At 60.1% G+C, this 23,066-nt stretch carries 23 protein-coding genes; 14 read left to right on the forward strand and 9 right to left on the reverse strand.

What is annotated here, in order from left to right; genetic code table 11:
* Positions 1–145: 145 nt before the first annotated feature.
* Positions 146–865 (reverse strand): GntR family transcriptional regulator, encoded by a 720-nt coding sequence (locus tag ACTHND_RS04965; RefSeq protein ID WP_440176354.1) that lies wholly within the window; start codon positions 863–865, stop codon positions 146–148.
* A 146-nt stretch (positions 866–1,011) separates the two neighbouring features.
* Between ACTHND_RS04965 and ACTHND_RS04970 the strand changes: the two genes are divergently transcribed.
* Positions 1,012–2,325, forward strand: a complete 1,314-nt coding sequence (locus ACTHND_RS04970) for an aspartate aminotransferase family protein (RefSeq protein WP_440176356.1) — start codon at positions 1,012–1,014, stop codon at positions 2,323–2,325.
* On the opposite strand, the gene ACTHND_RS04975 is transcribed toward ACTHND_RS04970, so the two are convergent.
* Positions 2,322–2,600, reverse strand: a complete 279-nt coding sequence (locus ACTHND_RS04975) for a hypothetical protein (protein WP_440176358.1) — start codon at positions 2,598–2,600, stop codon at positions 2,322–2,324. The genes ACTHND_RS04970 and ACTHND_RS04975 overlap by 4 nt on opposite strands.
* Before the next feature lie 147 nt (positions 2,601–2,747).
* Between ACTHND_RS04975 and ACTHND_RS04980 the strand changes: the two genes are divergently transcribed.
* On the forward strand, positions 2,748–3,317 hold the full coding sequence (locus ACTHND_RS04980; RefSeq protein ID WP_440176360.1) for a hypothetical protein: 570 nt from the start codon (positions 2,748–2,750) through the stop codon (positions 3,315–3,317).
* A gap of 57 nt (positions 3,318–3,374) precedes the next feature.
* Here ACTHND_RS04980 and ACTHND_RS04985 read toward each other — a convergent pair whose 3' ends face one another.
* The 3 genes from ACTHND_RS04985 to ACTHND_RS04995 all read right to left on the reverse strand — a co-directional run bounded on the left by ACTHND_RS04985 (position 3,375) and on the right by ACTHND_RS04995 (position 5,244).
* Complete coding sequence (locus ACTHND_RS04985; protein ID WP_090648486.1) at positions 3,375–3,575, reverse strand: DUF3126 family protein; 201 nt, start codon at positions 3,573–3,575, stop codon at positions 3,375–3,377.
* A gap of 187 nt (positions 3,576–3,762) precedes the next feature.
* Positions 3,763–4,590, reverse strand: coding sequence for a serine O-acetyltransferase (gene cysE / locus ACTHND_RS04990; RefSeq protein ID WP_440176363.1), 828 nt, complete (start codon positions 4,588–4,590; stop codon positions 3,763–3,765).
* A gap of 21 nt (positions 4,591–4,611) precedes the next feature.
* Positions 4,612–5,244, reverse strand: coding sequence for an NUDIX domain-containing protein (locus ACTHND_RS04995; protein ID WP_440176365.1), 633 nt, complete (start codon positions 5,242–5,244; stop codon positions 4,612–4,614).
* Positions 5,245–5,290: 46 nt separating this feature from the next.
* Here ACTHND_RS04995 and ACTHND_RS05000 point away from each other — a divergent pair, with 46 nt between their 5' ends.
* On the forward strand, positions 5,291–5,911 hold the full coding sequence (locus ACTHND_RS05000; protein WP_440176367.1) for a nitroreductase family protein: 621 nt from the start codon (positions 5,291–5,293) through the stop codon (positions 5,909–5,911).
* A 465-nt stretch (positions 5,912–6,376) separates the two neighbouring features.
* Here ACTHND_RS05000 and queF read toward each other — a convergent pair whose 3' ends face one another.
* Positions 6,377–6,838 carry a preQ(1) synthase gene (queF, locus tag ACTHND_RS05005; protein WP_440176393.1) on the reverse strand — a complete coding sequence of 154 codons (462 nt, stop codon included), beginning with the start codon at positions 6,836–6,838 and terminating at the stop codon, positions 6,377–6,379.
* A gap of 244 nt (positions 6,839–7,082) precedes the next feature.
* Between queF and ACTHND_RS05010 the strand changes: the two genes are divergently transcribed.
* The gene (locus ACTHND_RS05010; protein ID WP_440176395.1) at positions 7,083–8,039 is read left to right on the forward strand and encodes an NAD(P)H-dependent flavin oxidoreductase; all 957 of its coding nucleotides are present in this window, start codon (positions 7,083–7,085) and stop codon (positions 8,037–8,039) included.
* Between the two features lie 50 nt (positions 8,040–8,089).
* Here ACTHND_RS05010 and metC read toward each other — a convergent pair whose 3' ends face one another.
* Together metC and ACTHND_RS05020 are read right to left on the reverse strand one after the other, a co-directional pair.
* The gene (gene metC, locus ACTHND_RS05015) at positions 8,090–9,268 is read right to left on the reverse strand and encodes a cystathionine beta-lyase (RefSeq protein WP_440176369.1); all 1,179 of its coding nucleotides are present in this window, start codon (positions 9,266–9,268) and stop codon (positions 8,090–8,092) included.
* 450 nt (positions 9,269–9,718) lie between these two features.
* Positions 9,719–10,993: a Y-family DNA polymerase gene (locus ACTHND_RS05020; protein ID WP_440176371.1), complete on the reverse strand. Its 1,275-nt coding sequence runs from the start codon at positions 10,991–10,993 to the stop codon at positions 9,719–9,721.
* Between the two features lie 126 nt (positions 10,994–11,119).
* On the opposite strand from ACTHND_RS05020, the gene ACTHND_RS05025 reads away from it, so the two are divergent.
* The 9 genes from ACTHND_RS05025 (at position 11,120) to ACTHND_RS05065 (ending at position 21,352) form a co-directional block, all read left to right on the forward strand.
* A complete protein-coding gene (locus tag ACTHND_RS05025) occupies positions 11,120–12,475 on the forward strand; it encodes an MFS transporter (protein WP_440176373.1) in 1,356 nt (451 codons plus the stop codon).
* Positions 12,468–13,127, forward strand: a complete 660-nt coding sequence (locus ACTHND_RS05030; protein ID WP_440176375.1) for a DUF3885 domain-containing protein — start codon at positions 12,468–12,470, stop codon at positions 13,125–13,127. The genes ACTHND_RS05025 and ACTHND_RS05030 overlap by 8 nt, the downstream gene beginning before the upstream one ends.
* Before the next feature lie 165 nt (positions 13,128–13,292).
* Complete coding sequence (gene rpmI, locus ACTHND_RS05035) at positions 13,293–13,490, forward strand: 50S ribosomal protein L35 (protein ID WP_414995855.1); 198 nt, start codon at positions 13,293–13,295, stop codon at positions 13,488–13,490.
* 14 nt (positions 13,491–13,504) lie between these two features.
* Entirely contained in the window at positions 13,505–13,861 is a 357-nt protein-coding gene (rplT, locus tag ACTHND_RS05040; RefSeq protein WP_440176378.1) for a 50S ribosomal protein L20, read from the forward strand.
* Positions 13,862–14,156: 295 nt separating this feature from the next.
* Positions 14,157–15,230, forward strand: coding sequence for a phenylalanine--tRNA ligase subunit alpha (gene pheS, locus ACTHND_RS05045; protein WP_440176380.1), 1,074 nt, complete (start codon positions 14,157–14,159; stop codon positions 15,228–15,230).
* Between the two features lie 53 nt (positions 15,231–15,283).
* Complete coding sequence (gene pheT / locus ACTHND_RS05050; protein WP_440176382.1) at positions 15,284–17,683, forward strand: phenylalanine--tRNA ligase subunit beta; 2,400 nt, start codon at positions 15,284–15,286, stop codon at positions 17,681–17,683.
* A gap of 166 nt (positions 17,684–17,849) precedes the next feature.
* A complete protein-coding gene (locus tag ACTHND_RS05055) occupies positions 17,850–19,652 on the forward strand; it encodes a DUF1800 domain-containing protein (protein ID WP_440176384.1) in 1,803 nt (600 codons plus the stop codon).
* An 8-nt stretch (positions 19,653–19,660) separates the two neighbouring features.
* On the forward strand, positions 19,661–21,079 hold the full coding sequence (locus tag ACTHND_RS05060) for a DUF1501 domain-containing protein (RefSeq protein ID WP_440176386.1): 1,419 nt from the start codon (positions 19,661–19,663) through the stop codon (positions 21,077–21,079).
* Positions 21,080–21,136: 57 nt separating this feature from the next.
* Complete coding sequence (locus ACTHND_RS05065; protein ID WP_440176388.1) at positions 21,137–21,352, forward strand: flagellar basal body rod C-terminal domain-containing protein; 216 nt, start codon at positions 21,137–21,139, stop codon at positions 21,350–21,352.
* A 90-nt stretch (positions 21,353–21,442) separates the two neighbouring features.
* Here ACTHND_RS05065 and ACTHND_RS05070 read toward each other — a convergent pair whose 3' ends face one another.
* Positions 21,443–22,156, reverse strand: a complete 714-nt coding sequence (locus tag ACTHND_RS05070) for a DUF1013 domain-containing protein (protein WP_440176390.1) — start codon at positions 22,154–22,156, stop codon at positions 21,443–21,445.
* Between the two features lie 171 nt (positions 22,157–22,327).
* Between ACTHND_RS05070 and ACTHND_RS05075 the strand changes: the two genes are divergently transcribed.
* Positions 22,328–22,930 carry a DUF6348 family protein gene (locus ACTHND_RS05075; protein WP_440176392.1) on the forward strand — a complete coding sequence of 201 codons (603 nt, stop codon included), beginning with the start codon at positions 22,328–22,330 and terminating at the stop codon, positions 22,928–22,930.
* Positions 22,931–23,066 lie beyond the last annotated feature (136 nt).

Here is a 23,066-nt window from a genome sequence, read left to right on the forward strand (position 1 = left end):
CTTCGCGGATCGCGCGGCCCCCCCCCCCGCCACGCGGGTTGGCCCACGGCCCTGCAGTCCAACGCTCAGCACCCCCCCCGGTTGGCGGGGTGGGGGACCGCGCCCGAAGGGCGTGGTGGTGGGGATTCTTACTTTAAATAATCATCTATCCCCGTCGCCGCCGCTTCGGTTCCGGCGCCACATGGGCCTTGATCGCGTCCAGCATCAGTTCCATGCCTTCATGAATATCTGCCGCCATCGAGGTCTTGACCGTCTCGGCATCGCCGGTTTCGAGGGCACGGATCATGTCCTGGTGGTGATCCTTCGGCAGATGAACCGTGCCCATGCGACCGAAAACCACGCGCATGAAGGGCCCGACCTGGAGCCACAGGGTCCGCGCCATATCATAGAACAGATCGGCGTCGGCCAGGCGATAGATCGAGAAGTGGAAATCCTGATTGGCCTGCATATAGGCCGCCACATCCCCCTTGCCGAGCGCCGTCATCACCGCCGCGTCATCCTCACGCAGGCGCTTGATAACATCCTTCGTCACGCGCGGCGTGGCCAGCCGCGCCAGTTCTGGCTCGACCCACTGACGGGCCGTCATCAACTGCATAAGGCGCTTTTCGGTGAGATCCGGCACACGCAGGCGCTTGTTGGAAGGCTGCAACTCCAGCGCCTTTTCGGCGATCAGCCGCCGCACCGCCTCACGCACCGGCATGGGCGACACGCCGAGGTTTTGGGCAAGGGTGCGTAAGCTGACCGGCTTGAGCGGCGGAATCTTGCCCTGGATCAGGGCTTCGGACAGGGCCTCATAGACCTGATCGTGAATCTTCGCCTCGTTCAGGCTGCCACCGGACACGCTTTCCAGACTGACAACGACCATTTTACCAAAACCTCTTTGCGGCCCCATTGCATGAAGCCCAATTTTGTGATCACACTTCGGCGATCCCTAAACCCAACCTAACACAGTTCATTCCGGATTCGTAATGAAACTGCCGTACTCGCTATCGATATCTGTGTGAACCTGACATGAACACGCCGTCCACGCTTGAAAACTTCTGGATGCCCTTTACGCCCAACCGCGCGTTCAAGGCTAAACCCAAACTGCTGGCCAGTGCGAAGGACATGCACTACACCGACGTGGACGGGCGCCAGATTCTTGACGCCACCTCCGGCCTGTGGTGCGTCAATGCCGGGCACGGCCGGGCGAAAATCACCGAGGCGATCCAGAAACAGGCGGCGGTGATGGATTTCGCCCCCACCTTCAATATGGCGCATCCGCTCGCCTTTGAATTCGCCGAGAAGCTGGCCGGCATCCTGCCCGGCGACCTGAAGAGGGTCTTCTACACCAATTCGGGCTCGGAATCGGCCGATACGGCGCTGAAAATCGCCCTCGCCTACCAGCGCACCCGCGGCCATGCCTCGAAAACCCGCCTGATCGGCCGCGAACGCGCCTATCACGGGGTCGGCTTTGGCGGCATTTCGGTGGGCGGCATTGTGCGCAACCGCATGTATTTCGGCTCGCTGTTGACTGGTGTCGATCACCTGCCGCATACGCATGGCGTCACCGGCAATCTTTTCACCAGGGGCATTCCGGAACACGGCGCCGACCTGGCCGATAATCTGGAACGCCTGGTCGCCCTGCATGACGCCTCGACCATCGCCGCCGTCATCGTCGAGCCCGTGGCCGGCTCCACCGGCGTTCTGGTGCCGCCAAAGGGCTACCTCCAGCGCCTGCGCGCCTTGTGCGATAAGCACGATATCCTGCTGATCTTCGATGAGGTGATCACCGGCTTTGGCCGCCTGGGCGCGGCCTTCGGCGCCGATTATTTCGGCGTGACGCCCGATATCCTGACCATGGCCAAGGGCATCACCAATGCCGCCGTGCCCATGGGCGCCGTCGCCGTTTCCAACCGAATCTACGATACCTTCATGCAGACCGCTGACGCGCCGATCGAACTGTTCCACGGCTATACCTATTCCGGCCACCCGCTGGCCTGCGCCGCCGGCATCGCCACGCTTGATGTCTATGCCGGGGAAGACCTGTTCAAACGCGCCAACGACATGGCGCCCTACTGGCAGGACGCCGTACATAGCCTGCGCGACGCGCCGCACGTCATCGATATCCGTAATCTCGGTCTGATTGGCGGGATTGAGCTGGAATCACGTCCCGGCGCCCCGACCGCCCGCGCTCTGGAAGTCTTCGACCGCTGCTTCGACAAGGGCCTGCTGATCCGCGTCACCGGCGATATTATCGCCCTGTCCCCGCCCCTGATACTGGAGAAGGCGCACATCGACCAGATGGTCGAAACCATCCGCGCGGCGCTGCAGGAAACGGCCTAAGCCGCGCCGGTCAACCCTTTCGCGTCCAGCACAACGATCAGGACAAAAAAGGCGGTCGTCGCCGCGACATTAAAAACGCCTGCCGAGACAAAGCGTTTCACCAGAACGAAACGCAGGCAAAACAGGCAGACCACAAAGCCGATGCTGATCTGGCCAACAGCGCCGCCCCTACCAAGCTGCATCACTCCGCCCCACAGGAATGCCAGGGACAACAGCCAGTAAAGCCCGGCGCATATCACCTTGGCGGAATGCCATACCGCCTGCAGAAAGAGCATGTCCCTACCCTTGTTTTTGAACAGGAATTGTCTCTAGCATGGCCTTTAAGGCACAACAAAGGGTGCTTTATTCATATTGTGCCTTTATATGGTTGTGCCATTAATTCGGCCCAAAGCATAAGTGTTGCAGCTCTAAACGGAAACCTGATGTTCAACTTTTCCAATCAGATCGAAAATGTAAAATCAGCCCTGATCGGGCTTGTGCTGTTGCTCGCCACGGCGATTATCGGCCTGATCTGGATCAGTATCGGCCTCTTTACGCTGGCGGTGAGGCTGCTGGGCGATCTGTGGGGACCGCTGGCCCTGGGCGGTCTTTTCCTGCTGCCGATTGTTATTTATCTCGGCATCAAGGCCCTGCCGCATAACCGGGAAAAGCGCCGCCAGTCGCTGATCGACGAAGCCTTCTCGAAATCGACCGTCGGCAGCATTTCCAACCTCATCGACAGCCTGTCGGCCACCTCGCCGGTCCTGGCGACCGTGGCCGCGATCGTCGCCGGTTTCATGGCCACGCGGTTCCCGCAATACCTGCCGATGTTCTCGCAGATCGTCAGTTCGCTGGCCGAAGAGTTCAAGCTGCACAAGGTACGCCGCGCCGAATCGAAGGTGCGCAAGGCGCGCGCCGAATATGAACGCAGCGCCAATCCGACGCCGCCGGACGTCGAGCCGGTGGTTAAGCGCCGCCGCCGCAAGAATGATGATCCCTACGCGGACATGTAAGGACGAAAAAGCCCGGCGAATGATCCGCCGGGCTTTTTAAATGGGCTGGTTAGAAGCCTAGAGGTCTTCCTTGAGGATGGCCATCTCGAACAGATAGGAACCGGCCTCGTCCTCGTCGACATAGACCACGCCGACAAATTCATCATCGATGAACACCTCGGCGGAATCCTTCTGCTTGCGCGGCTTGATTTCAAGCCCCTTGGTCTTGAAGGTCTTGAAAAGATAGTCCTGAACCTTGGCGATTTCGGCGGGGGTCATGATTGGCCTCAGAAATTAGAATGCGGTTGGCGCCATCCTCGCGCCCGATAGTGCGCAAACTTAAGCACAATTCGCCGGGCAAGAGGATAAAATTTATGTGTGGCGAGCTTTAAAGGCTGCGGCAAAGCGGCGCAAACGCAAACGGCCTGTTGTCCCCACTATTTGAGTCCTGGCCGTTTTTTCACACTTAAATCGAATAATCGAGGTCGATATCCGGCATGGTGTGGTCCATCTGGCGGGCCGGGTCTTCGCAGGTCTTGCAATTGACCAGTTTCGCCGGCACGCCCGCCGCCGTACAGTGGGCCGGCACGGGCTTGAGCACCACCGAGCCGGAAGCGATCTTGGCATAGTCGCCGATGACGATATTGCCGAGCACATTGGCGCCGGCGCCCAGCAGCACGCCCTTGCCGATCTTGGGGTGACGATCGCCGCGTTCGGCACCCGTGCCGCCCAGGGTCACGCCTTGCAGGATCGAGCAGTCGTCGCCCACCACAGCCGTTTCACCGATGACAATGCCTGTGCCGTGATCAAGGAAGACGCCCTTGCCAATGCGCGCCGCCGGATTGATATCGATCTGGAACAGTTCCGATACGCGGCTCTGGAGGAAGTGCGCCATGGTCTGGCGGCCATCCTTCCACAGGCGATGCGCTACGCGGTGGATTTGCAGGCTGAGGAAGCCCTTGAAGAACATGAAGGTTTGCAGATAGCCCTTGGCGGCCGGGTCGCGCTCATAAACGGCCTGCAAATCAGCCTGGGCAAATTCGACCAGGGACGGATCAGCGTCGTATGCCTTGGATACCAGTTCGCGCAGGGTCATGCCGCGCAGGGTATCATCGCCCAGCTTGCGGGCGATCTGATAGCTGAGGGCGCTGGCCAGGTCGTCGTGCGACAGGATGGTGGAGTGCAGCATCGAGGCCAGGCCGGGCTCCTCGGCGACGGCATCGCCGGCCTCCTGACGCAGGCACAGCCAGATCGGCTTGTCGTCAGGGGTTATGACCTCGAAAACCTGTGCCATGAAAAGCACCTCCTTGAATAGTCAGGCAAGTATAGCATTTCGCAGATGCGGCGGCAAATCACCGCTCACCGCCATATGGTGTACCCGCAATACACTGACAACGGTTAAGCCATCACGAACCTGGCCTTTTATCACGGCTTCGAGCAGGGCTTTAAACGGCACACGGGCATACTCGAAGGCTTCGGTTTCGTCCGGCGCGGTGTCGCTTTGGCTGAGGCCGGTGGCCAGAAAGCAGACGGCCACCTCATTGGTCACTGAATTGGACATGTCGAAGGACAGGATTTCACGCAGGTCCGCCGCCACCAGGCCGGTTTCCTCGCGTAACTCGCGGATAGCGGCCTGGCGCGGGTCTTCGTCATGCGGCCCGCCGCCTTCGGGCAGTTCCCAGCTATAGGCGTTGACGGCAAACCGCGCCTGCCCGACCAGAGACACCGTGCCGTCATCATGCAGCGGCAGGACGGCAATGGCACGGTTGGCGAACTTCACCAGGCCATAATGCGCCGTATTGCCCGTCGGCGCGATAACATCGTGGCTTTCGACGCGTATCCACGGGTTCTGAAATATGGTTTCTGAAGTCACGCTTCGCCAATGCGGGCGGGCAGCGGCGCGCGCTTCGCTGTCCCAGGGCGGTCGTTTGACTGTTTTATCCGGCACGGGACACCTATATGGTCAGGGCAGATTCGCTTTTGAAAGCCATAGCATGACCTTACCTGATTTTGATCGCGTCCCCATCGAATTCGGCCAGCCCGTACCGCAAAAGAAGTCCGTTGAGGTGCTGGATGCCCTGTTCCATCGTCGCAGCGCGCCGGCCCCGACGCTCGGACTGCCGGCCCCCAGCGAAGAGGAAATGGACCTGCTGATCCGGATCGGCTTTCGCGTGCCTGATCACGGTAAGTTGGGGCCTTGGCGAATTGTGCGTTTTACAACCAATAGCAAGGCCAGGTTGGTCGAAAAGCTGAAAACCCTGGCCGAAAGCCGCGACGACCGCCAGGCCGCGGGCGCGCTGCAAAAGCTCTCCATCCCGCCTGAAGCCCTGCTGGTAATTTCCAGCCCGGTCTTTCCGTATAAGAAGCCATTGTGGGAACAACAGCTTTCCGCCGCTGCGGTCTGCCAGACCCTGCTGATCGCCGCCGGTGCTCTGGGTTACGGCGCCAACTGGATCACCGACTGGTATTCATATGATGACGAAGCAAAGGCGCTGCTCGGCCTGACCGAGGGCGAAAATGTCGCCGGCTGGATTTTCCTCGGCACGCCCCCCGAAGCGCCGTTAGAACGTGAACGCCCGGATTATGATAGTCGGGTTAGCTGGTGGGAGGGCTGATCAAAAGTGGTCGTGTAGCTTCGTCGCTGAATTTGGCCGGTTCTTAAAAAATGTAACAACGACAACAGCAGCTATTAGGCTGGCTATAAACCAAGCTAGTAAAGATAAATAATCTGGCAGCTTTTGTGCATAAAAATGAGCCAGCCAGTATCTCGCCAAACCGGTTTCCGCCAACCTATAAGCAATTATAAATATAGGAATAAATGTAAAATGAACTCTCATTGAGGGAGCAGTTTTAATTCGTTTCGCACGCCATTCGGCAAATCCCCAAATCGGTAAAAGACCTGCGAATGCCTCACTAGAAAATTGGGAAATAACGGCAACGGATAGAGGCAGCCTAAACACATCCGTTAACGTGATCGCCGTTTGATAAGCTATCGTTATGCCCACACAGAGCAATATTGCGTAGAGTAGAGTTATTAAACTTCTTGACCAGAAATTTCCCCAAAGCCCCCTCACCGTCTTTTACCCCCGGCCACGATAGGTCGGTACGCCAAACTCCGGCACATAGACGCCCTTCGGCGCTTCGCCCGTTTGCCAGAAGACATCGATCGGGATACCGCCGCGCGGATACCAGAAGCCGCCGATGCGCAGCCAGCGCGGATCAAGCAGGTCTTTCAAACGCTTGGCGATATAGATGGTGCAATCTTCATGAAAGGCGCCATGATTGCGGAAGCTGGTCAGGAACAGCTTGAGTGACTTCGACTCGACCAGCCAGTCGCCCGGCACATAGTCGATGACCAGATGGGCAAAGTCCGGCTGTCCGGTCACCGGGCACAGAGAGGTGAATTCCGGCGCCGTAAAGCGCGCCACATAGTTCACATCCGGATGCGGATTGGGTACGCGCTCCAGTACGGCCTTGGCGGGATCATCGACAGGACGGGCATCGCCGCCCAGTTGGGTCAGGTTATCGGTGTAATGGCTCATGCGCTGGATATAGACATTGCCGGCATTTTGGCAAGCCCAACGCCCCTCCGTCAGCGACACCAGCCCTGCGGGCTTCGCGCTGCCACCTCCCCCGCTCCGCAGGGGAGGAGAAAATAACTTTACGCGAACGTCAATTTATGGTGAGTTGCCTCCAAAATGTCTGGCATTTTGGCAAGGGCGACCGCCCGCCCGAGCTGTTGCGAGGAGCCATGCGGCATTTGAGCTACAAAAATGAGGAAACATGATGGCCGTCCCCGCCTTGCTTGCCAAGAACCTGCGCTTTCCGGCGGTAGCCGCGCCGATGTTCCTCGTTTCAGGGCCGGAATTGGTCATCGCCACCTGCAAGTCAGGCATGATCGGCACCTTCCCCGCGCTTAACCAGCGTACCTCGGAAGGCTATGCCGAATGGCTGACACAGATCAAGGCGGCGCTTGGCCCGGATGATGCCCAGTACGGCGTCAACCTGATCGTCCACAATACCAATACCCGCCTGATGGCCGACCTGGCTATCACCGCTGAGCACAAGGTGCCGCTGGTCATCACATCGCTTGGTGCGGTCAAGGATATTGTCGATGGTGTCCATGCCTATGGCGGCGTGGTGTTTCACGATGTCATCAATGCCCGCCATGCCAAAAAAGCGGCGGACGCCGGCGTCGATGGACTGATCCTGGTCTCGGCCGGCGCCGGCGGTCATGCCGGCAACCAGCATCCCTTTGCCCTGATCAATGAAATTCGCCAGTTCTTCAAAGGCACCATCTTGCTCTCGGGCGCCATGTCGACCGGGAGGGATGTCGCCGCTGCCCTGATGGCCGGGGCTGATCTGGCATATATGGGCACGCGCTTTATCGCCACCGAGGAAGCCCGCGCGGCTGAAGCCTACAAGGAGATGCTGATCGAGACGACGGCAAAAGACATCACCTATACCGACGCGATTTCCGGCATCAATGCCAACTTCCTGACGCCCTCCTTGATCGCCAACGGCCTCGATCCGGCAGCCGCTAAAGACCCGCACCACAAGATCGATATGGCGCATGAACTGAACACCGAAGCGAAAGCCTGGAAAACCATCTGGTCCGCCGGCCAGGGCGTCGGCTCGATTCACGAAGTCCTGCCGGTCGCGGATCTGGTCAGTCACCTCAAGAGCGAGTTCCACGCCGCCAGCGAAGCCTTTGCCGCCAAGGCGAAGCTGTACGGGCTTTAAGACCTTCTCCTCCCTTGCGAAGCGGGAACCTTCGCAAGGGAGGAGGAAGATTAACTGAAAACGCTCAAAGCCTGTTCGATATCCGCTATCAGATCGTCCGGATCTTCCAGCCCAACATAAAACCGCACCGCCGAGCCTTGCAGATAGGGATCTGGCTCATTGCTCAGGCGCGCACGGCCACGGATTTGCGGTTCGGAATTGGTGGCCAGGCTCTCATAACCGCCCCAGCTAAAGCCGAGGCCGAACAGCTTGAGCTTATTGAGGAACGCCTGCGAGTCCTTCTCACCATTGCCCTTGAACAACGCCATGAAGAGGCCGTTGGCGCCCGAGAAATCGCGGTTGAAAATCTCGTGGCCCGGATGGCTTTCCAGTGCGGGATGGACCACCTTCAGCACTTCCGGGCGGTCGTCCAGCCATTTGGCGACCTTCAAAGCGCTATCGCCCGATTGCTTCAGGCGCAGGTGCAGGGAGCGGATACCGCGCGAAGCTAGATAGCTTTCATCAGCCGAAGTGAAGAAGCCCCACGCCTTGATAGTGTCGTGCAGCCCCTTGGCCAGCTTCGGGTCATTGACCGACACCGAACCGATCAGCACATCGGAGTGCCCGCCGACATATTTGGTCAGGGCCTGCATGGAGAGATCAACGTCATGGGCCAGCGGCTTGAACAGGACGCCGGCGCCATAGGTATTGTCGCACAGGGTCAGGATGCCGCGCGCCTTCGCCAATTTGGCAATACCGGGGATATCCTGAATATCGAAGGTCAGCGAACCGGGGCTTTCGACATAGATCATCTTCGTTTGCGGCGTGGCGAGGGCCAGCACCTCTTCCGGTGACAAACGCGGTTCATAGTAGCGCGTGATGACGCCGAAGCGCTTCATCTGGGTTTCGAGGAAGCGGCGCACCGGGCGGTAGCACGAATTGACCACAAGGATTTCATCGCCGTCCGAAAGGAAGGCGAACATCGGCAGGGTCAGGGCCGCCAGTCCCGACGGCAGGATAAAGGCTTCCTGCGCCCCTTCCAACTCGGCGATCAGCCGGCAGAGTTCGTTCTGTGTCGAGAGGCCATCCGTGCCATAGGTCGGCTTGATGTCGTCATTATAAAGCACTTCCGCATTTTCGAACAATACGGTCGAGCCGCGCTCCACCGCCGTATTGACGGCGCGACGGGAGTTCTGGCGGCCCAGCGTGGCGCTGGTCAAACGCGTTGTTTCTTTGGGCAGGTTTGGCATGGCAAAGCACTCAAAAGGCGGATCCGTATACGATCCTCTTCAACCGCGAAACGCCCCCCAGCGCAAGCCATAAGAACTGAGGATACCGGTCAGTTTCCCTGATCATTGTTCACTTCAACAGGAAAAATCATCCGTACTTTGACTATTTTCGGTTTTAGGCATCATAGTTAACGCAGGACGCGCAGCCGAGGTGCTGCCGGCCAGCTGCCGAGAAGACCGAACACAAGACCGATGACGCCTATCGCAACCTGGTCATTCTGAATGAAAACGGCGGGGGTGGCGACACGAACAAACTTGTCGCACTCAACAGAAGCCCGATGAAACGGCGCATTATTATCTGCGGGCCGCAAAGAATGCTCGATGCACGATGGGGTAGGAACGAAGTCCCTCCGCTTCATGCGCCCCGGATCAATTTGTCAGGATCGTTGCGTCATTTGGCGCTTTCCTCACCTACTCCCAGAATTCCGGCTGTTCGGGGATACGGTTGAAGGCGATCTTGGCACCGACAAAGCCATGCATTTTGGTGCGTGGTCCAATCGTTATCGCATCCTTGCCAAACTTTTGATTGAGCGCATCCAGCGCCGACAACAGGTTCATATGGCGGCCATCTTCCTCGCCGTCCGGTGTCCAGCCGAACAGATCCGGCTTCGCCCCGGCCTCGATCAGGTGCAGGCAGGTAACGACAATCTGCTTGACGCGCGGCATCTTCAATTTGCGCGCACATTGCGCCCACAGATCGTCTGACGCTTCCAGCATACGAAAACTGTCCGATGTCACGGTAAAGCGGGTGGCCGCCTCCAGCCGCTCGCCGCCGGCGCCACGCAGGTAAAGGTGCAGGCCGCCGCATTTATAGCCCATGCGCCGCAGCCGCGAGCCGCACTTGGCCGTCAGCCGCCGGGCGACACCGCGCGCATGTTCAACCGGCCGCAGTTCCTGCGCCAGCACATGGCCATGCGTGATGCTGGCGCGCGTTGTCTCGATTTCCGGCGGATCGACGCCATGCAGCGCATACCAGAAGTTTTCCCCCATGATGCCGCGCCACACCTGCCGCATCCGCGACGGTGACATCTCCCATAATTGCCGGACGGTCTCGACACCGGCCGCATTCAACCGCGTCTTCATCGACCGCCCGATACCGGCGAACTCATTTATCTCCAGGCCAAGCAAGGCCCCCGGCAGTTCATCCTGGCGCAGCACGGTCAGGCCCAGTGGCTTCTTCATATCTGCCGCCGTCTTGGCCAGCAGGCGCGACGGCGCGATCCCGATGGAGGCGGTCAGGCACTCGCCGACGTTTTCCAGAATGCGCCGCTGGATGCGATGCCCCAAGGCCCGCGCCGGCGCCTCCAGTTGCTGCGGCCCCATCAGCCGGCACGCCACCTCGTCGATCGAGCAGACCTTCTCGACCGGGATAACATAATCGATCTGCGCCAGAATTTTGTTGTGCAGTTCGACATAGCGGTCGGGCCTGGCCTCGCGGACGATCAATCCGGGGATGCGCTCCCGCGCTTCCTTCACCTGCGTGCCGGTCTTGACGCCCAATGCCTTGGCTTCCTTGCTGGCGGCAATCGCGCAGGTATAATCCGACATCACCGGCACCACGATCACCGGCCGGTTTCGGATCGCCGGTTCGTCCTGTTGGGCGCAACTGGCGAAATAGGAATTCATGTCGAGATAAAGCCAGCGCAGATCGCCGCCATCTTTCCATCGGGGATCAAGATCCGTCATGTCAGCCTTCTGCGCCATTAACAGAACATACCAAGAACATTGGCATTGAGTCAAGCCAACCCGCCATCACGCACTTGCGATAAAGAAACTGTCGCAATCGATGGCAAATCATTTATAACCGCCGTCATGGCCAAACCCGATACCCGCATTGCGTCCACGGACGAATCCCTGCTGTCCGAACCGGATGACCTGCGCCCCGCCGAGGCAGACGCCAAAGAAGACGATCCACGCGACACACGCACCTTTTTCCGTGGCCGCCTGCTGGGCAAGGTTCGCGCCTTCCTGAATGAAAATGGCCCCCTGGCCGCCATGTTCGCCGTGGTGTTCGTCAACCTGGTCGGCTTCGGCATCGTTGTGCCGCTGATGCCCTTCTTTGCCCAGAGCCTGAACGCGCAAGCCTGGCAGGTGACCCTGATGTTCACCACCTATTCCCTGGGCCAGTTCTTCGCCGAACCCTATTTCGGCCGGCTCTCCGATCGCATTGGGCGCAAGCCGATCCTGATCGTCACCACGGCGCTAAGCGTACTTTTCTATGTATTGCTGGCCTTTTCGCCCAATATCTGGATCGCCATCCTGATCCGCTTTTTCAGCGGGCTCAGTTCCGGCAATATCTCGACCATACAGGGCTATGTGTCGGACGTGTCACCGCCGGAAAAGCGTTCCGGCCGCATGAGCCTGATCGGCGGTGCTTTTTCGCTCGGCTTCATCATTGGGCCTTTCATCGGCGGCATACTGAGCCATGAAACCGCCGCCGGCGGCAACCAGTTCCGCCTGCCGCTGATGGGGGCCGCGCTCCTCTCCGCCCTCGCCTGCCTGGGCGTCATGATGTTCATTCGTGAAAGCCGCGAGCGCCGCACCAAGGTCGAGGCGGCGCAACCGCATATTCTGAAGACCGCGCAGGAAGCCCTGCAAAGCCCGGTCCTCGTGCGCCTGATCCTCTCGACACTCTGTTACATGATGGCTTTTGCCGGTCTGGAATCGACCTTCGGCCTGTGGGCGGAGGCGCGCTTCCACTGGGGGCCGAAGGAGATCGGCGCCATCTTCCTGCCGCTCGGCATTGCTGCGGCCCTGATGCAGATGGTCTTCATGCGGCCGCTCACGCGCCGTTATGGCGAAAGCAGGGTGCTGGCGGCCGGTCTGTTTGTCTTCGGACTGAGTTTTGCGCTCCAGGGCATGAACCATATCGGCTGGCTGATAACCCCTATCATCATGCTGGGCGCGCTCGGCCAGGCGGTCATCTTCTCCTCGATCTGCGCCATTATCTCGCTGTCGACCTCGCCGGACAAGCAGGGCGCCATGCTGGGCCTCAATATGTCGACCGGCGCCATCGCCCGCATCACCGGCCCGATGATCGCCGGTTATGTGTTCAGCCTGTTCGGGCCGGATGCTTCGGTATGGATGGGCGCGGTGACCACCCTGCCGGCCGCTCTGCTGGCCCTGCAACTCGGCAAATATCAAAAGCGCGGGGCGAAGCATGTCTGATTTTGAAGCGGACTGGCGGCGGTTTCACGGCAATACTCAGCCTGTCGGGCATCTGTTGCGCGAGGCCGAGGGCTGGAACCTGACGCGTTTCCACTTCCTGCCCGATGACCGTCGCCTGGCCGCCGATCATGACGAACTGCGCAGCCTTCTGGAACGCTACAACCGGGTCGCCACGGCCACGCTTGGCGAAGAGGCGCCTTGCTGGCTGTTAGTCCTGCAATCCCCCAACCAGGACCGCCGGCTGGGCCAGCGCCTGGAGCGGATCAAGTCGCGCTACAGCCTCCAGCCCGGCTGGTCGTTCTTCAATGCCACCGACAATCTCAGCTACCAGGTCTGCACCGGCGAAGTCACCTGGCGGACCAATGGCTTCAATCGACTGCTGCTTCATGTCTACCAAACCGAACTGTGGGATGTGATGTGGATGAACCGGGAGACCGGCGCGGTTTTCCGACCCTATGACGCCGGCGCCGATATCTCGCAGCCGACGCCGAACGACCTGATCGCCCGCATCTCCAGCTTCTATGGCTGGATGCCGACCAATGGCCACGGCTTCATCCATTTCAACGCCGCTCAGATGGCGACGGCCAAGTTCCAGGTCACCAAGCCCTGCGCCGAGGCGATTCAGAAAGTCATCTCGGCGGAGAAGAAATAAAGACTCCGCTTGCACTGACAGGCCATTTCCTGTAGTGCTCCGCCTTCCTACCGACCCGACGGGCCAAAAGGCATGCCTTGGCGGGTCTTAATCTCTCTACGCTCTCAAGCAGCGGAGCGGTAGAGCACTCAAAAAGAGGGCGGCTTTAATCCAGCCGTACATGAAATGCCCAAGCTGAAGACCAAGTCGGGCGCCAAGAAGCGCTTCCGCATCACTGCCTCTGGCAAGGTGAAGGCCGGCGTCGCCGGTAAGCGTCACCGTCTGATCTCTCACAATTCGAAGTACATCCGCCAAAACCGGGGTACCGAAGTGATGTCCGGTCCGGACATCGTGAAGATCAAGTCCTACATGCCGTACGCCTAAGGAGACAGTGAACAATGGCTCGCGTTAAAAGAGGCGTCACTTCCCACGCCAAGCATAAGAAGGTTTTGAAGCTCGCCAAGGGTTTCTATGGCCGTCGCAAGAATACCATCCGCACCGCCAAGGCCGCCGTTGATCGCGCCGGCCAGTACGCTTACCGCGACCGCAAGGTCAACAAGCGTAACTTCCGCGCCCTGTGGATCCAGCGCATCAATGCCGCTGCCCGCCTGGAAGGCTTCACCTATTCGCAGTTCATCCACGGCCTGAACGTGGCCGGCATCGACATGGACCGCAAGGTTCTGTCCGATATCGCCATGCACGACGCCGACGGCTTTAAGGCCGTCGCTGAAAAGGTGCGCGCGGCTCTGGCCTGATTGCAGATCGGTCCTGAACAAAAGAACCCCGCACCTTTACCGGTCGCGGGGTTTTTTATTTCCCGAAGCAAGATACCCCACCACCGCATCTAGCCAGCAAGCTGGCGTCGTGCGGTCCCCCTCCCCGACAAGCGGGGAGGATCGAGAAGAATAATCGCGTTACTTGTACCTCCCCGCTTGTCGGGGAGGGGGACCATAAGCGAAGCGCAATGGTGGTGGGGTTTCTTGCTTACTTTAATTGCGTCCGTCGCCTCTTTCGCCTAAACACACGCATCCTTTGTTCAAAGACAAGACCATGACCGCCTATACCGACCTCCAGACCGAAATCGAAGGCGAGATCGCCGCCGCCTCTGACCTCAGCGCCCTTGATGCCGTGCGCGTCTCGGCGCTCGGCAAGACCGGCCGCATTTCCGGCCTGCTCAAGACCCTGGGTTCTCTGCCGCCGGAAGAACGCAAGACCACCGGCGCGGCCATCAATGCCGTGCGCGATGCCATTTCCGAAAAGCTGGAAGCCCGAAAGGATGTGCTCGAAGCCGCCCATCTGGCCCAACGTCTGGCGAAGGAGCGCATCGACCTATCCCTGCCCTCGGCCCCACGTCCCAAGGGCGGCGTCCACCCGACGCTTCAGGTCATGGACGAAATGATCGCCATCTTCGCCGATATGGGCTTCGAGGTCGCCGAAGGCCCGGATATCGAGGACGATTTCCATAACTTCACCGCGCTGAACTTCCCGGAAAAGCATCCGGCGCGCGAAAGGCACGACACCTTCTTCTTCAACCCTGGCCCGGATGGGACGCGCAAGCTGCTGCGCACCCATACCTCGCCGGTGCAGATCCGTTCGATGATTTCGGGCAAGCCGCCCTTCCGCCTGATCGTGCCGGGCCGCGTTTTCCGCTGCGACAGTGATCAGACCCACACGCCGATGTTCCACCAGATCGAAGGTCTGGTCATCGACAAGACCGCCCACATGGGCCATCTGAAATGGGTGCTGGAAACCTTCATTTCGCGTTTCTTTGAAACGGACAGTGTCACCACCCAGTTCCGTCCGCACCACTTCCCCTTCACCGAACCTTCGGCGGAGATGGATGTGCGCTGCTCGTGGGAAAAGGGCGAACTCAAGGTCGGCACCGGCGACTCGTGGCTGGAAATCCTCGGCTGCGGCATGGTTCATCCGAACGTACTGCGCGCCTGCGGCGTCGATCCGGACGAATACCAGGGCTTTGCCTGGGGCATGGGCGTCGATCGCCTGACCATGCTGAAATATGGCGTACCGGACCTGCGCGATATGTTCGCCGCCGATACGCGCTGGCTCCAGCACTACGGCTTTAGCGGATTCAACGCGCCGAACAGCGCTTCCGGCCTCTCCTAAGATTTAAAGGCAAGGAGGCGCGCCTCCTTGACCTCGAAACAAAAGATCAGAACATGAAATTCTCGCTCTCCTGGCTTAAAGACCACCTCAAGACCGACGCCACCATCGATGATGTGGCCGCCGCCATGACCATGGCCGGTCTCGAAGTCGAAGACATCCACGATCCCGCCAAGGCGTTGAAGCCTTTCTCCGTGGCCAAGGTCATTGAAGCCGCCCGCCACCCGAATGCCGACAAGCTTCAGGTGCTCCAGGTCGATACCGTCGACGGTCGCAAGGAGATCGTCTGCGGCGCCCCCAATGCCCGCGCGGGCATGACCACCATCTATGCCCCGATCGGCGCCTATGTACCCGGCCTCGGCGTTACCCTGGTCGAAAAACCGGTGCGCGGCGTCGTCTCCAACGGCATGATGTGCTCGGGCGCCGAACTGGAACTCGACAGCGATGCCGATGGCATCCTCGACCTGCCCGATAGCCTGGCCGTCGGCACCCCGGCCGCCGAGGTCTTCGGCGCCGAACCGGTGATCGACTTCGAAGTCACCCCCAACCGTCCCGACTGGCTGGGCGTTCATGGCATCGCCCGCGACCTCGCGGCCACGGGCCTCGGCACCTTCACCGAGAGCATGATTGCTCCGGTGGCCGGTAAGTTTCCCTCATTCATTACCGTAAAGGTCGATGGCGACGGCTGCCGCCACTTCACCGGTCGCGTCATCCGCGGCGTCAAGAACGGCCCCTCGCCCAAGTGGTTGCAGGACAAGCTCAAGGCCATCGGTCTGAAGCCGATCTCGACCCTGGTCGATATCACCAACTACCTCTCCTATGACCGCGCCCGCCCGCTGCACGTCTATGATGTCGCAAAGCTTTCAGGCTCGGTGATCGAGGCCCGCCTCGGCCATCATAACGGCAGCCACGATGAGCAACTGATCGCGCTCGACGGCAAGACCTATGATATCGGCCATGACATGTGCGTGATCGCCGATGCCGATGGCCAGCGCCCGATCGGCCTGGGCGGCGTCATGGGCGGCGAAAGCACGGGCGTGGATGACAGAACCACTGAGGTCTTCCTTGAATCCGCTTGGTTCGATCCGATCCGCATCGCCCAGACCGGCCGTACACTCAGCCTCAACTCCGATGCGCAGTATCGCTTTGCGCGCGGCGTAGACCCGCTTTTCACCCGCCCCGGCTTAGAGCTGGCCACGCAACTGATCCTTGATCTCTGCGGCGGCGAAGCCTCCGAAGTGGTAGAAGCCGGCGCCCCGGTCGAAGGCCGCGCTGCTGTCACCTTCGATCCCGCCTATGTCGGTCAACTGACCGGCCTTGACGTCCCGACCGACAAGATTGCCGAGATCCTGAGCGCTCTGGGCTTTGGCGTCACCAAGGGCGCCCCGTGGACCGTCGCGGTTCCCTCATGGCGCCGCGACGTGGATGGTAAGGCTGATCTGGTCGAGGAAGTCGCCCGCATCTACGGCTTCAACAAGATCCCGGCCACGCCGCTGCCGGTAGTTGGCTTGCGTCCCGGCGGCGTGCTGACCGGCCAGCAGGCCAAGGCCCGCATCGCGCGCCGCGCCCTCGCCGCGTTTGGCTACAGCGAAGCCGTCACCTGGTCGTTCATGCGCCAGGACTGGGCGAAGCTGTTCGGCGGCGGTGATGACACACTCGTCCTCGCCAACCCGATAGCCTCGGAACTGAACTGCATGCGGCCGTCTTCTCTGCCGAACCTGCTGGAAGCAGCCGGCCGCAATGCCGCGCGCGGCTTTTCCGGCGTGCAGCTATTCGAGATCGGCCCCATCTATCAGGGCCTGGAACCGAACGACCAGAAGACCACCATCACCGCGATCAAGGCGCCGGACAAGTCGCGCCACTGGCAGGCGAAAGGCGAAGATGCCTTGTTCGCGCTCAAGGGCGACTTGCTGGAATTGCTGGAAGCCATGGGTGCGCCGGTCGCCTCGCTGCAACTGGTTCAGGGCAATAACAATGGCTGGTGGCACCCCGGTCGTTCGGCCCGACTGCAACTCGGCCCGAAGCAGATTGTTGCCGAATTCGGCGAACTGCATCCGGCCGTGCTCAAAGCTCTGAACCTAGATGGCCAATACGTCGGCTTTGAAATCCGTCTCGACCTGCTGCCCTCGCCCAAGGCGAAATCCGGCAAGTCGAAAGGCGCGCTGACCATCTCCAACCTGATGCCGCTGACCCGCGATTTCGCCTTCCTGCTGCCGGCCGAAGCCGCTTCCGGTGATCTCGTCCGTGCCATCAAAGGCGCCGACAAGATCCTGATCGGTGACGCCCAGGTGTTCGATGTCTATACCGGTGCTGGCGTGCCCGAAGGTCAGAAATCGCTGGCGGTCGAGGTTACCCTGACTCCGACCGACAAGACCCTGACCGAGCCGGAAATCGAGGCGATCAGTGCCAAAATCATCGTGGCGGCCGGCAAGATCGGCGCGGCCTTACGCGCATAAGCGAACCTGAATCCGCTTGCGGACAAGGCCCCGCAGGCGGATTTCCGTTCACATTTCTGTTTTTAGGAGAACGCGGTTCCCCCATTTAGGAAAACGTTAATAACTGGCCAACATAGCTTTGTTTCGCACCTGAAACAGTTACAGCATCTTGGCGAGGGTAAAAGACGTGGATTTCCAGGATACGCGCCCGGCAGCACACCCAGAAACCCGAGATGAGCCTGTAGTTTCGCTGGAAGCGGTACCGTCGGGTGATACCGTTCAAAGTTCGTCCCTGCCCGGCCTGGGCCTGCTCGGCGCCCTGTCCGTGGCCCTGGCCGCCTGTGGCGGCGGAGGCGGCGGTGGCGGCGGCGGCGGCGGCGGAAGTACCGGCGGCGGCACCACGCCCACGCCGGTTAATTACAACTACGCCCCGGCCGATGCCGCCCGCTTCCTGCTGCAGGCGCAGTTCGCCTTCAAGGACGCAGACCTCGCCACACTGAACTCAAAAGGCTACGACGGCTGGCTGACCGCCCAGTTTAACGCGCCAGTCAGCCAGACCGGTGCCCAGTGGCTGACAGCCCAGGGTCATGGCACACCGGATAATAATGGCAATTATTTCGACGGCAATCCCGGCGACTTCATGGCCTGGCGGATGCTGATGACCGGCGACGACCAGTTGCGCAAGCGTTGCGCCCTGGCCGTGTCGGAAATGATGGTCGCCTCGCTCAATTCGATCGACGGTTTCTGGCCGCCTTATGTCATCGCCGGCTATTGGGACATGCTCAACGCCAATGTATTCGGCAATTTCCGTACCCTGCTGGAAGAGGTGACGCTCAACCCGGCTATCGGCAAATTCCTGAACACAAAGGGCAACCTCAAGGAAGATCCGGCGACCGGCCGTGAGCCCGATGAAAACTATGCCCGCGAGGTGATGCAGCTTTTCACCATTGGCCTGTACATGCTGAATAATGACGGCACGCCAAAGACCGACCTGCTCGGCAACAAGACCGAGACCTACACGCAATCGGACATCAGCAACCTGGCGCGTGTCTTTACCGGCTACGACTGGGATTTTTCAAAAGTCACCTGGCAGAGCGGCTTTGAAACCTATGATATCCCGACCACGGAATTTGCCAGCGCCCGCATGGCGCTTGATCCGAACGAACACTCCATGCTGGAGGTCAAATTCCTCGGCGTTACCATTCCGGCCAATACGCCAGGCAAGGACGCGCTGAAAACCGCGCTGGATACCCTTTTCAACCACCCGAACGTAGGCCCCTTCTTCGCCAGACAGATGATCCAGAGGCTGGTCACTTCCAATCCGTCACCGGGTTACGTGTCGCGCGTCGCCGACAAGTTCAACAACAATGGCGCCGGCGTGCGCGGCGATCTGAAAGCCGTCTGGCGCGCCATCCTGCTGGATGATGAAGCCCGTACCCTGCCGACCAACACCACCGCGGGCAAGCTGCGCGAACCTATGATCCGCCTGGCGCAGTTCGCCCGTACCTTTGATATCTACAGCACCACCGGCAAATGGGGCATCTACGACCTGTCGAGCGCCGACTGGGGCCTGGGCCAAAGCCCGCTGCGCTCACCCTCGGTATTTAATTTCTTCCGTCCCGGCTATGTGCCGCCGCAAACCGCGATAGCGACCGCCGGCGATGTGGCGCCGGAATTCCAGCTCCACAACGAAACGACGGTGGCGGGCTTCATCAATTTCTTCACCTCGGTGATGCGAGACGGCTATTACGACGTCAAGCCGGACTATACCGCCATGCTGGCCAAGGTGACGGATTCGCAAGGGCTGCTCGACTGGATGAACCTGCACCTGAGCGCCAACCAGGTTTCCCCCGCCACCATCGCCCGGATCAAGACGGCGATCGATGCCCGGCCAATTACAGCGACAAGCACGGACGATAACAAGCTGGACCGCATCTGCAACTGCGTCCTGCTGCTGATGACCTGCCCCGAATACCTGATCCAGAAATAGGAATTCATATGTACAATAACCGAATTCCCGATCTCAACCGTCGCGCCTTCATGAAGCGGGCGGCCGCCGTTGCCGGTCTGGGCGCCGCGGCACCCATGGCACTCAATCTCGCCAGTGTCGGCGAAGCCGCCGCCATGGATGCCACCGACTACAAGGCTATTGTCTGCTGCTTCTTCTACGGCGGCAATGATTACGGCAACACCGTCATTCCCTACGACTTGCCAAACTACGATCTCTACAGCGCCATCCGCGGCGGAGCGGCTGGCCGCAAACGCGGTGGCGTGGCACTGGCCCATAGTGAACTGGACGGCACAGCTCTGACCACCCTGACGCCGCAAACCCTGACCAATAATATCCAGTACGCGCTCGCCCCTGAACTGACTGGCGTGGCCTCCCTGTTCAATTCGGGCAAAGCGGCCGTCCAGCTCAATGTCGGCCCTTTGGTGGTGCCCCTGACCCTGGCGCAGTACAATAGTGGCAGCAAAGCCTATCCCCTGCCACCCAAGCTGTTCTCCCATAATGACCAGTCATCGGTCTGGCAATCGCTTGGTTCCGAAGGCTCGACCGTTGGCTGGGGCGGGCGCATGGGTGACCTAGCCCTGTCATCCAATGGCCAGAGCCTGATGACGTGTATCTCGGCATCGGGCAATGCGGTGTTTGTTTCCGGCAACAACACCCTGCAATACCAGATCAGCCCGGATGGCGCGATCGCCATCTGGCCGACCAAGGGCTGGGTCTTCGGTTCGGGAGAAGCATCCAACCTGCTGAAGGAACTGATTACCGAACCGCGCACCCATGTCATGGAAAATGCCTTCAATGCCGTGACCAAGCGTTCGATCAATATGGAAACTATAGTCAATGCGGCGCTTGACCCGATCACCCTCACGACGAGCTTCGACCAGACCAACTATCTGGCTCAGCAGTTCCAGATCGTGGCCAGGCTGATCGCCGCACGTAACGCGCTCGGTACCAGGCGCCAGGTGTTCTTCGTCTCCATGGGCGGCTTTGATAATCACGACGGCCTGATGACGGACCATCCCAAGCTGATGGCCAAATTCAACTCGGCGGTCACCTCTTTCTACAATGCCACGGTCGAACTGGGCGTAGCCAACAAGGTCACCACCTTTACGGCATCGGATTTCGGCCGCACCCTGGCCTATAATGGCGATGGCTCCGATCATGGCTGGGGCTCGCACCACTTCGTCATCGGCGGCGCGGTCCGTGGCGGGCAATATTACGGCACGGCCCCGCATATCTCGCTGGAAACCGACGATCAGGTCGGCCAGGGGCGTCTTCTGCCATCGACATCGGTGGATCAGATGGCCGCCACCCTCGGCAAATGGTTCGGACTGTCGGGTTCGGAAATAACGTCAGTCCTGCCCAATATCGGCCACTTCGCCACCAGCAATCTGGGCTTCATGGGTTAACCCCAGTTAACCGCATCTTTAAAATTCGCCTTAAACTTTGACGCGCATACTGTGGATATGTCCGCGATCAGCACAGCCACAGCCGGGATCATGTCCGCCACGCAGCGCTTCGAGAAAGCCGCCGCGAGCACGGCCCGCAATGCCACAAACGGCCAGGATATATTGAGCGACCTGGTCGACCAGATCGACTCGCGCAACGCTTTCAAGGCCAATATCAGCGTCATCAAAACCGCCGATGAAATGCTGGGCAGCCTGCTCGATATCAAGACCTGATAACTTCCTGACCAAGCGTGTTCCCTGCCTGAAACTTAAAAAGCCCGCCGGAGTATCCGACGGGCTTTCTTTATGTTCGTTGAGAGACGATCAGTAATCTTCGTCTTCTTCCGGCTCGGAGCGTTTGCCGCCGCCGACACCAAAGACGTCCTCGACCGACAGGTCGGTCTTCTTGCCGTAGGGGCTGTCTTCTTCCTCTTCGAAAGCGGGCTGCACGGTCACGGCCGGCTTCAGCGACGGATCGTCGAGCGGAATGCCGAGCTTCTCCGCCTGCTTGCGCTTGGCTTCCGCACCCTTGCGGACGGCGGCGTCGAGTTCAATCTGGCCGATGAGGCCGAGTGTCACCGGGTCAACCGGCTTGATATTGGCCGAATTCCAGTGGGTGCGCGCACGGACCTGCTCGATGGTCGACTTGGTGGTGCCGAGCAGCTTGGAGATTTGCGCGTCGGTGATTTCCGGGTGGTTCTTGACGAACCACAGGATGGCGTCCGGGCGATCCTGACGGCGCGACACCGGCGTATAGCGCGGGGCCTTCTTGGAGGGCTTCAGCAGCTCGGCGTGACGCGACACCAGGGCCTTCATGCGGTACTTCGGATTTTCCTCGGCGCGGGTCAGTTCCTCGCGGGTCAACTGGCCGTTGGCAATCGGGTCGGCACCGCGGATATCGCGCGCCACTTCGCCATCGGCAATGCCCTTGACTTCGAGCGGATGCAGGCCGCAGAACTCGGCGATCTGGTCGAAGGCCAGCGAGGTATTGTCGACGAGCCAGACGGCGGTCGCCTTCGGCATCAGGATATCGGACATAGGCTTATCCTTTATTTGAGGGGGCTGTGCCCCTCCAGAAATGGCTACGCCCGGCCTTTTCGGCCGGGCGCGGGTGTTGTGGGGGATGGTATAGAGCGATTTTAAGCCGAAGGGAAGCCTGTTTGACACATCCTCTGGCAGAGGCGCGGGAACATGCCTATGTAACTGGCCATGAGCGACCTGCCCGTGCCCCACATCGACCTGACGCCTCTGTTTTCGGCTTTCGACCTGATGCCCGAGCGGCGCGGAGACTGGTGGCTGGTCGATGGTCTCTACCCTGCGATTCGTGTTCAGAGTACCGGCCGCGTCATGACCATTGACCTCGCCCTGACCGAGGATCTGCGGATCAGCGAGACCTATGCGGCGGATGAGGCCCTGTCCCTCTTCCGCGAGGGCGCCCTCCCCCTGCTGCTCAGCGCCTTCTGGGGGCGGCACAATCCCGGCCAGGTCACGCGCCAGATTATCAAGCGCGCGGATGGCCCGTGGCAAATCCTGACGGGCCGCTACCTGCGCCAGGTGGAGACCGGCGAACGGCCGCCGGTGCCTTACCTGTTGTTCGGCACGATTGAGACATTTCTGAAAGACCAGCCCCTGGAAGGCGATATCCATTGGCTGTCCATTGGTGTCTCGGTCGATGAAGACGGCCCTTATGCCGATATCCGCCTCAATGGCAACCGCCAGCCGGAACTGGAAGCGGCCGTATGCGCGCTCGACTGGTTCCATGATGGCCGGGATTACAAGCTGCGCTTGGCGGTCCTGGTGATGCAGTCCTAGGGCGTAAACCCATAAACGGGATTCCCATTTAGAACTGATCGTGATTCAAGGCTTCCGGTGAACAGGGAGCCTTTTTCATGACGCGTCGCCGCTACGAGTTGACCGATACAGAATGGGATGTCATCGCGCCTTTGTT

The sequence above is a fragment of the Asticcacaulis sp. genome, from assembly GCF_051954415.1.
GTDB lineage: Bacteria > Pseudomonadota > Alphaproteobacteria > Caulobacterales > Caulobacteraceae > Asticcacaulis.

Excerpts from the sequence above, each read along its gene's own strand:
- ACTHND_RS04980 (WP_440176360.1), top strand. The coding sequence starts at position 2,748 with ATGTTCAACTTTTCCAATCAGATCGAAAATGTAAAATCAGCCCTGATC.
- ACTHND_RS05030 (WP_440176375.1), top strand. The coding sequence starts at position 12,468 with ATGTCTGATTTTGAAGCGGACTGGCGGCGGTTTCACGGCAATACTCAG.
- rpmI (WP_414995855.1), top strand. The coding sequence starts at position 13,293 with ATGCCCAAGCTGAAGACCAAGTCGGGCGCCAAGAAGCGCTTCCGCATC.
- ACTHND_RS05060 (WP_440176386.1), top strand. The coding sequence starts at position 19,661 with ATGTACAATAACCGAATTCCCGATCTCAACCGTCGCGCCTTCATGAAG.
- ACTHND_RS05075 (WP_440176392.1), top strand. The coding sequence starts at position 22,328 with ATGAGCGACCTGCCCGTGCCCCACATCGACCTGACGCCTCTGTTTTCG.
- ACTHND_RS04975 (WP_440176358.1), bottom strand. The coding sequence starts at position 2,600 with ATGCTCTTTCTGCAGGCGGTATGGCATTCCGCCAAGGTGATATGCGCC.
- ACTHND_RS05010 (WP_440176395.1), top strand. The coding sequence starts at position 7,083 with ATGGCCGTCCCCGCCTTGCTTGCCAAGAACCTGCGCTTTCCGGCGGTA.
- rplT (WP_440176378.1), top strand. The coding sequence starts at position 13,505 with ATGGCTCGCGTTAAAAGAGGCGTCACTTCCCACGCCAAGCATAAGAAG.
- cysE (WP_440176363.1), bottom strand. The coding sequence starts at position 4,590 with ATGGCACAGGTTTTCGAGGTCATAACCCCTGACGACAAGCCGATCTGG.
- pheS (WP_440176380.1), top strand. The coding sequence starts at position 14,157 with ATGACCGCCTATACCGACCTCCAGACCGAAATCGAAGGCGAGATCGCC.
- ACTHND_RS05070 (WP_440176390.1), bottom strand. The coding sequence starts at position 22,156 with ATGTCCGATATCCTGATGCCGAAGGCGACCGCCGTCTGGCTCGTCGAC.
- pheT (WP_440176382.1), top strand. The coding sequence starts at position 15,284 with ATGAAATTCTCGCTCTCCTGGCTTAAAGACCACCTCAAGACCGACGCC.
- ACTHND_RS05000 (WP_440176367.1), top strand. The coding sequence starts at position 5,291 with ATGACCTTACCTGATTTTGATCGCGTCCCCATCGAATTCGGCCAGCCC.
- ACTHND_RS04985 (WP_090648486.1), bottom strand. The coding sequence starts at position 3,575 with ATGACCCCCGCCGAAATCGCCAAGGTTCAGGACTATCTTTTCAAGACC.
- ACTHND_RS05065 (WP_440176388.1), top strand. The coding sequence starts at position 21,137 with ATGTCCGCGATCAGCACAGCCACAGCCGGGATCATGTCCGCCACGCAG.
- metC (WP_440176369.1), bottom strand. The coding sequence starts at position 9,268 with ATGCCAAACCTGCCCAAAGAAACAACGCGTTTGACCAGCGCCACGCTG.
- queF (WP_440176393.1), bottom strand. The coding sequence starts at position 6,838 with ATGAGCCATTACACCGATAACCTGACCCAACTGGGCGGCGATGCCCGT.
- ACTHND_RS05020 (WP_440176371.1), bottom strand. The coding sequence starts at position 10,993 with ATGACGGATCTTGATCCCCGATGGAAAGATGGCGGCGATCTGCGCTGG.
- ACTHND_RS04970 (WP_440176356.1), top strand. The coding sequence starts at position 1,012 with ATGAACACGCCGTCCACGCTTGAAAACTTCTGGATGCCCTTTACGCCC.
- ACTHND_RS04965 (WP_440176354.1), bottom strand. The coding sequence starts at position 865 with ATGGTCGTTGTCAGTCTGGAAAGCGTGTCCGGTGGCAGCCTGAACGAG.
- ACTHND_RS05025 (WP_440176373.1), top strand. The coding sequence starts at position 11,120 with ATGGCCAAACCCGATACCCGCATTGCGTCCACGGACGAATCCCTGCTG.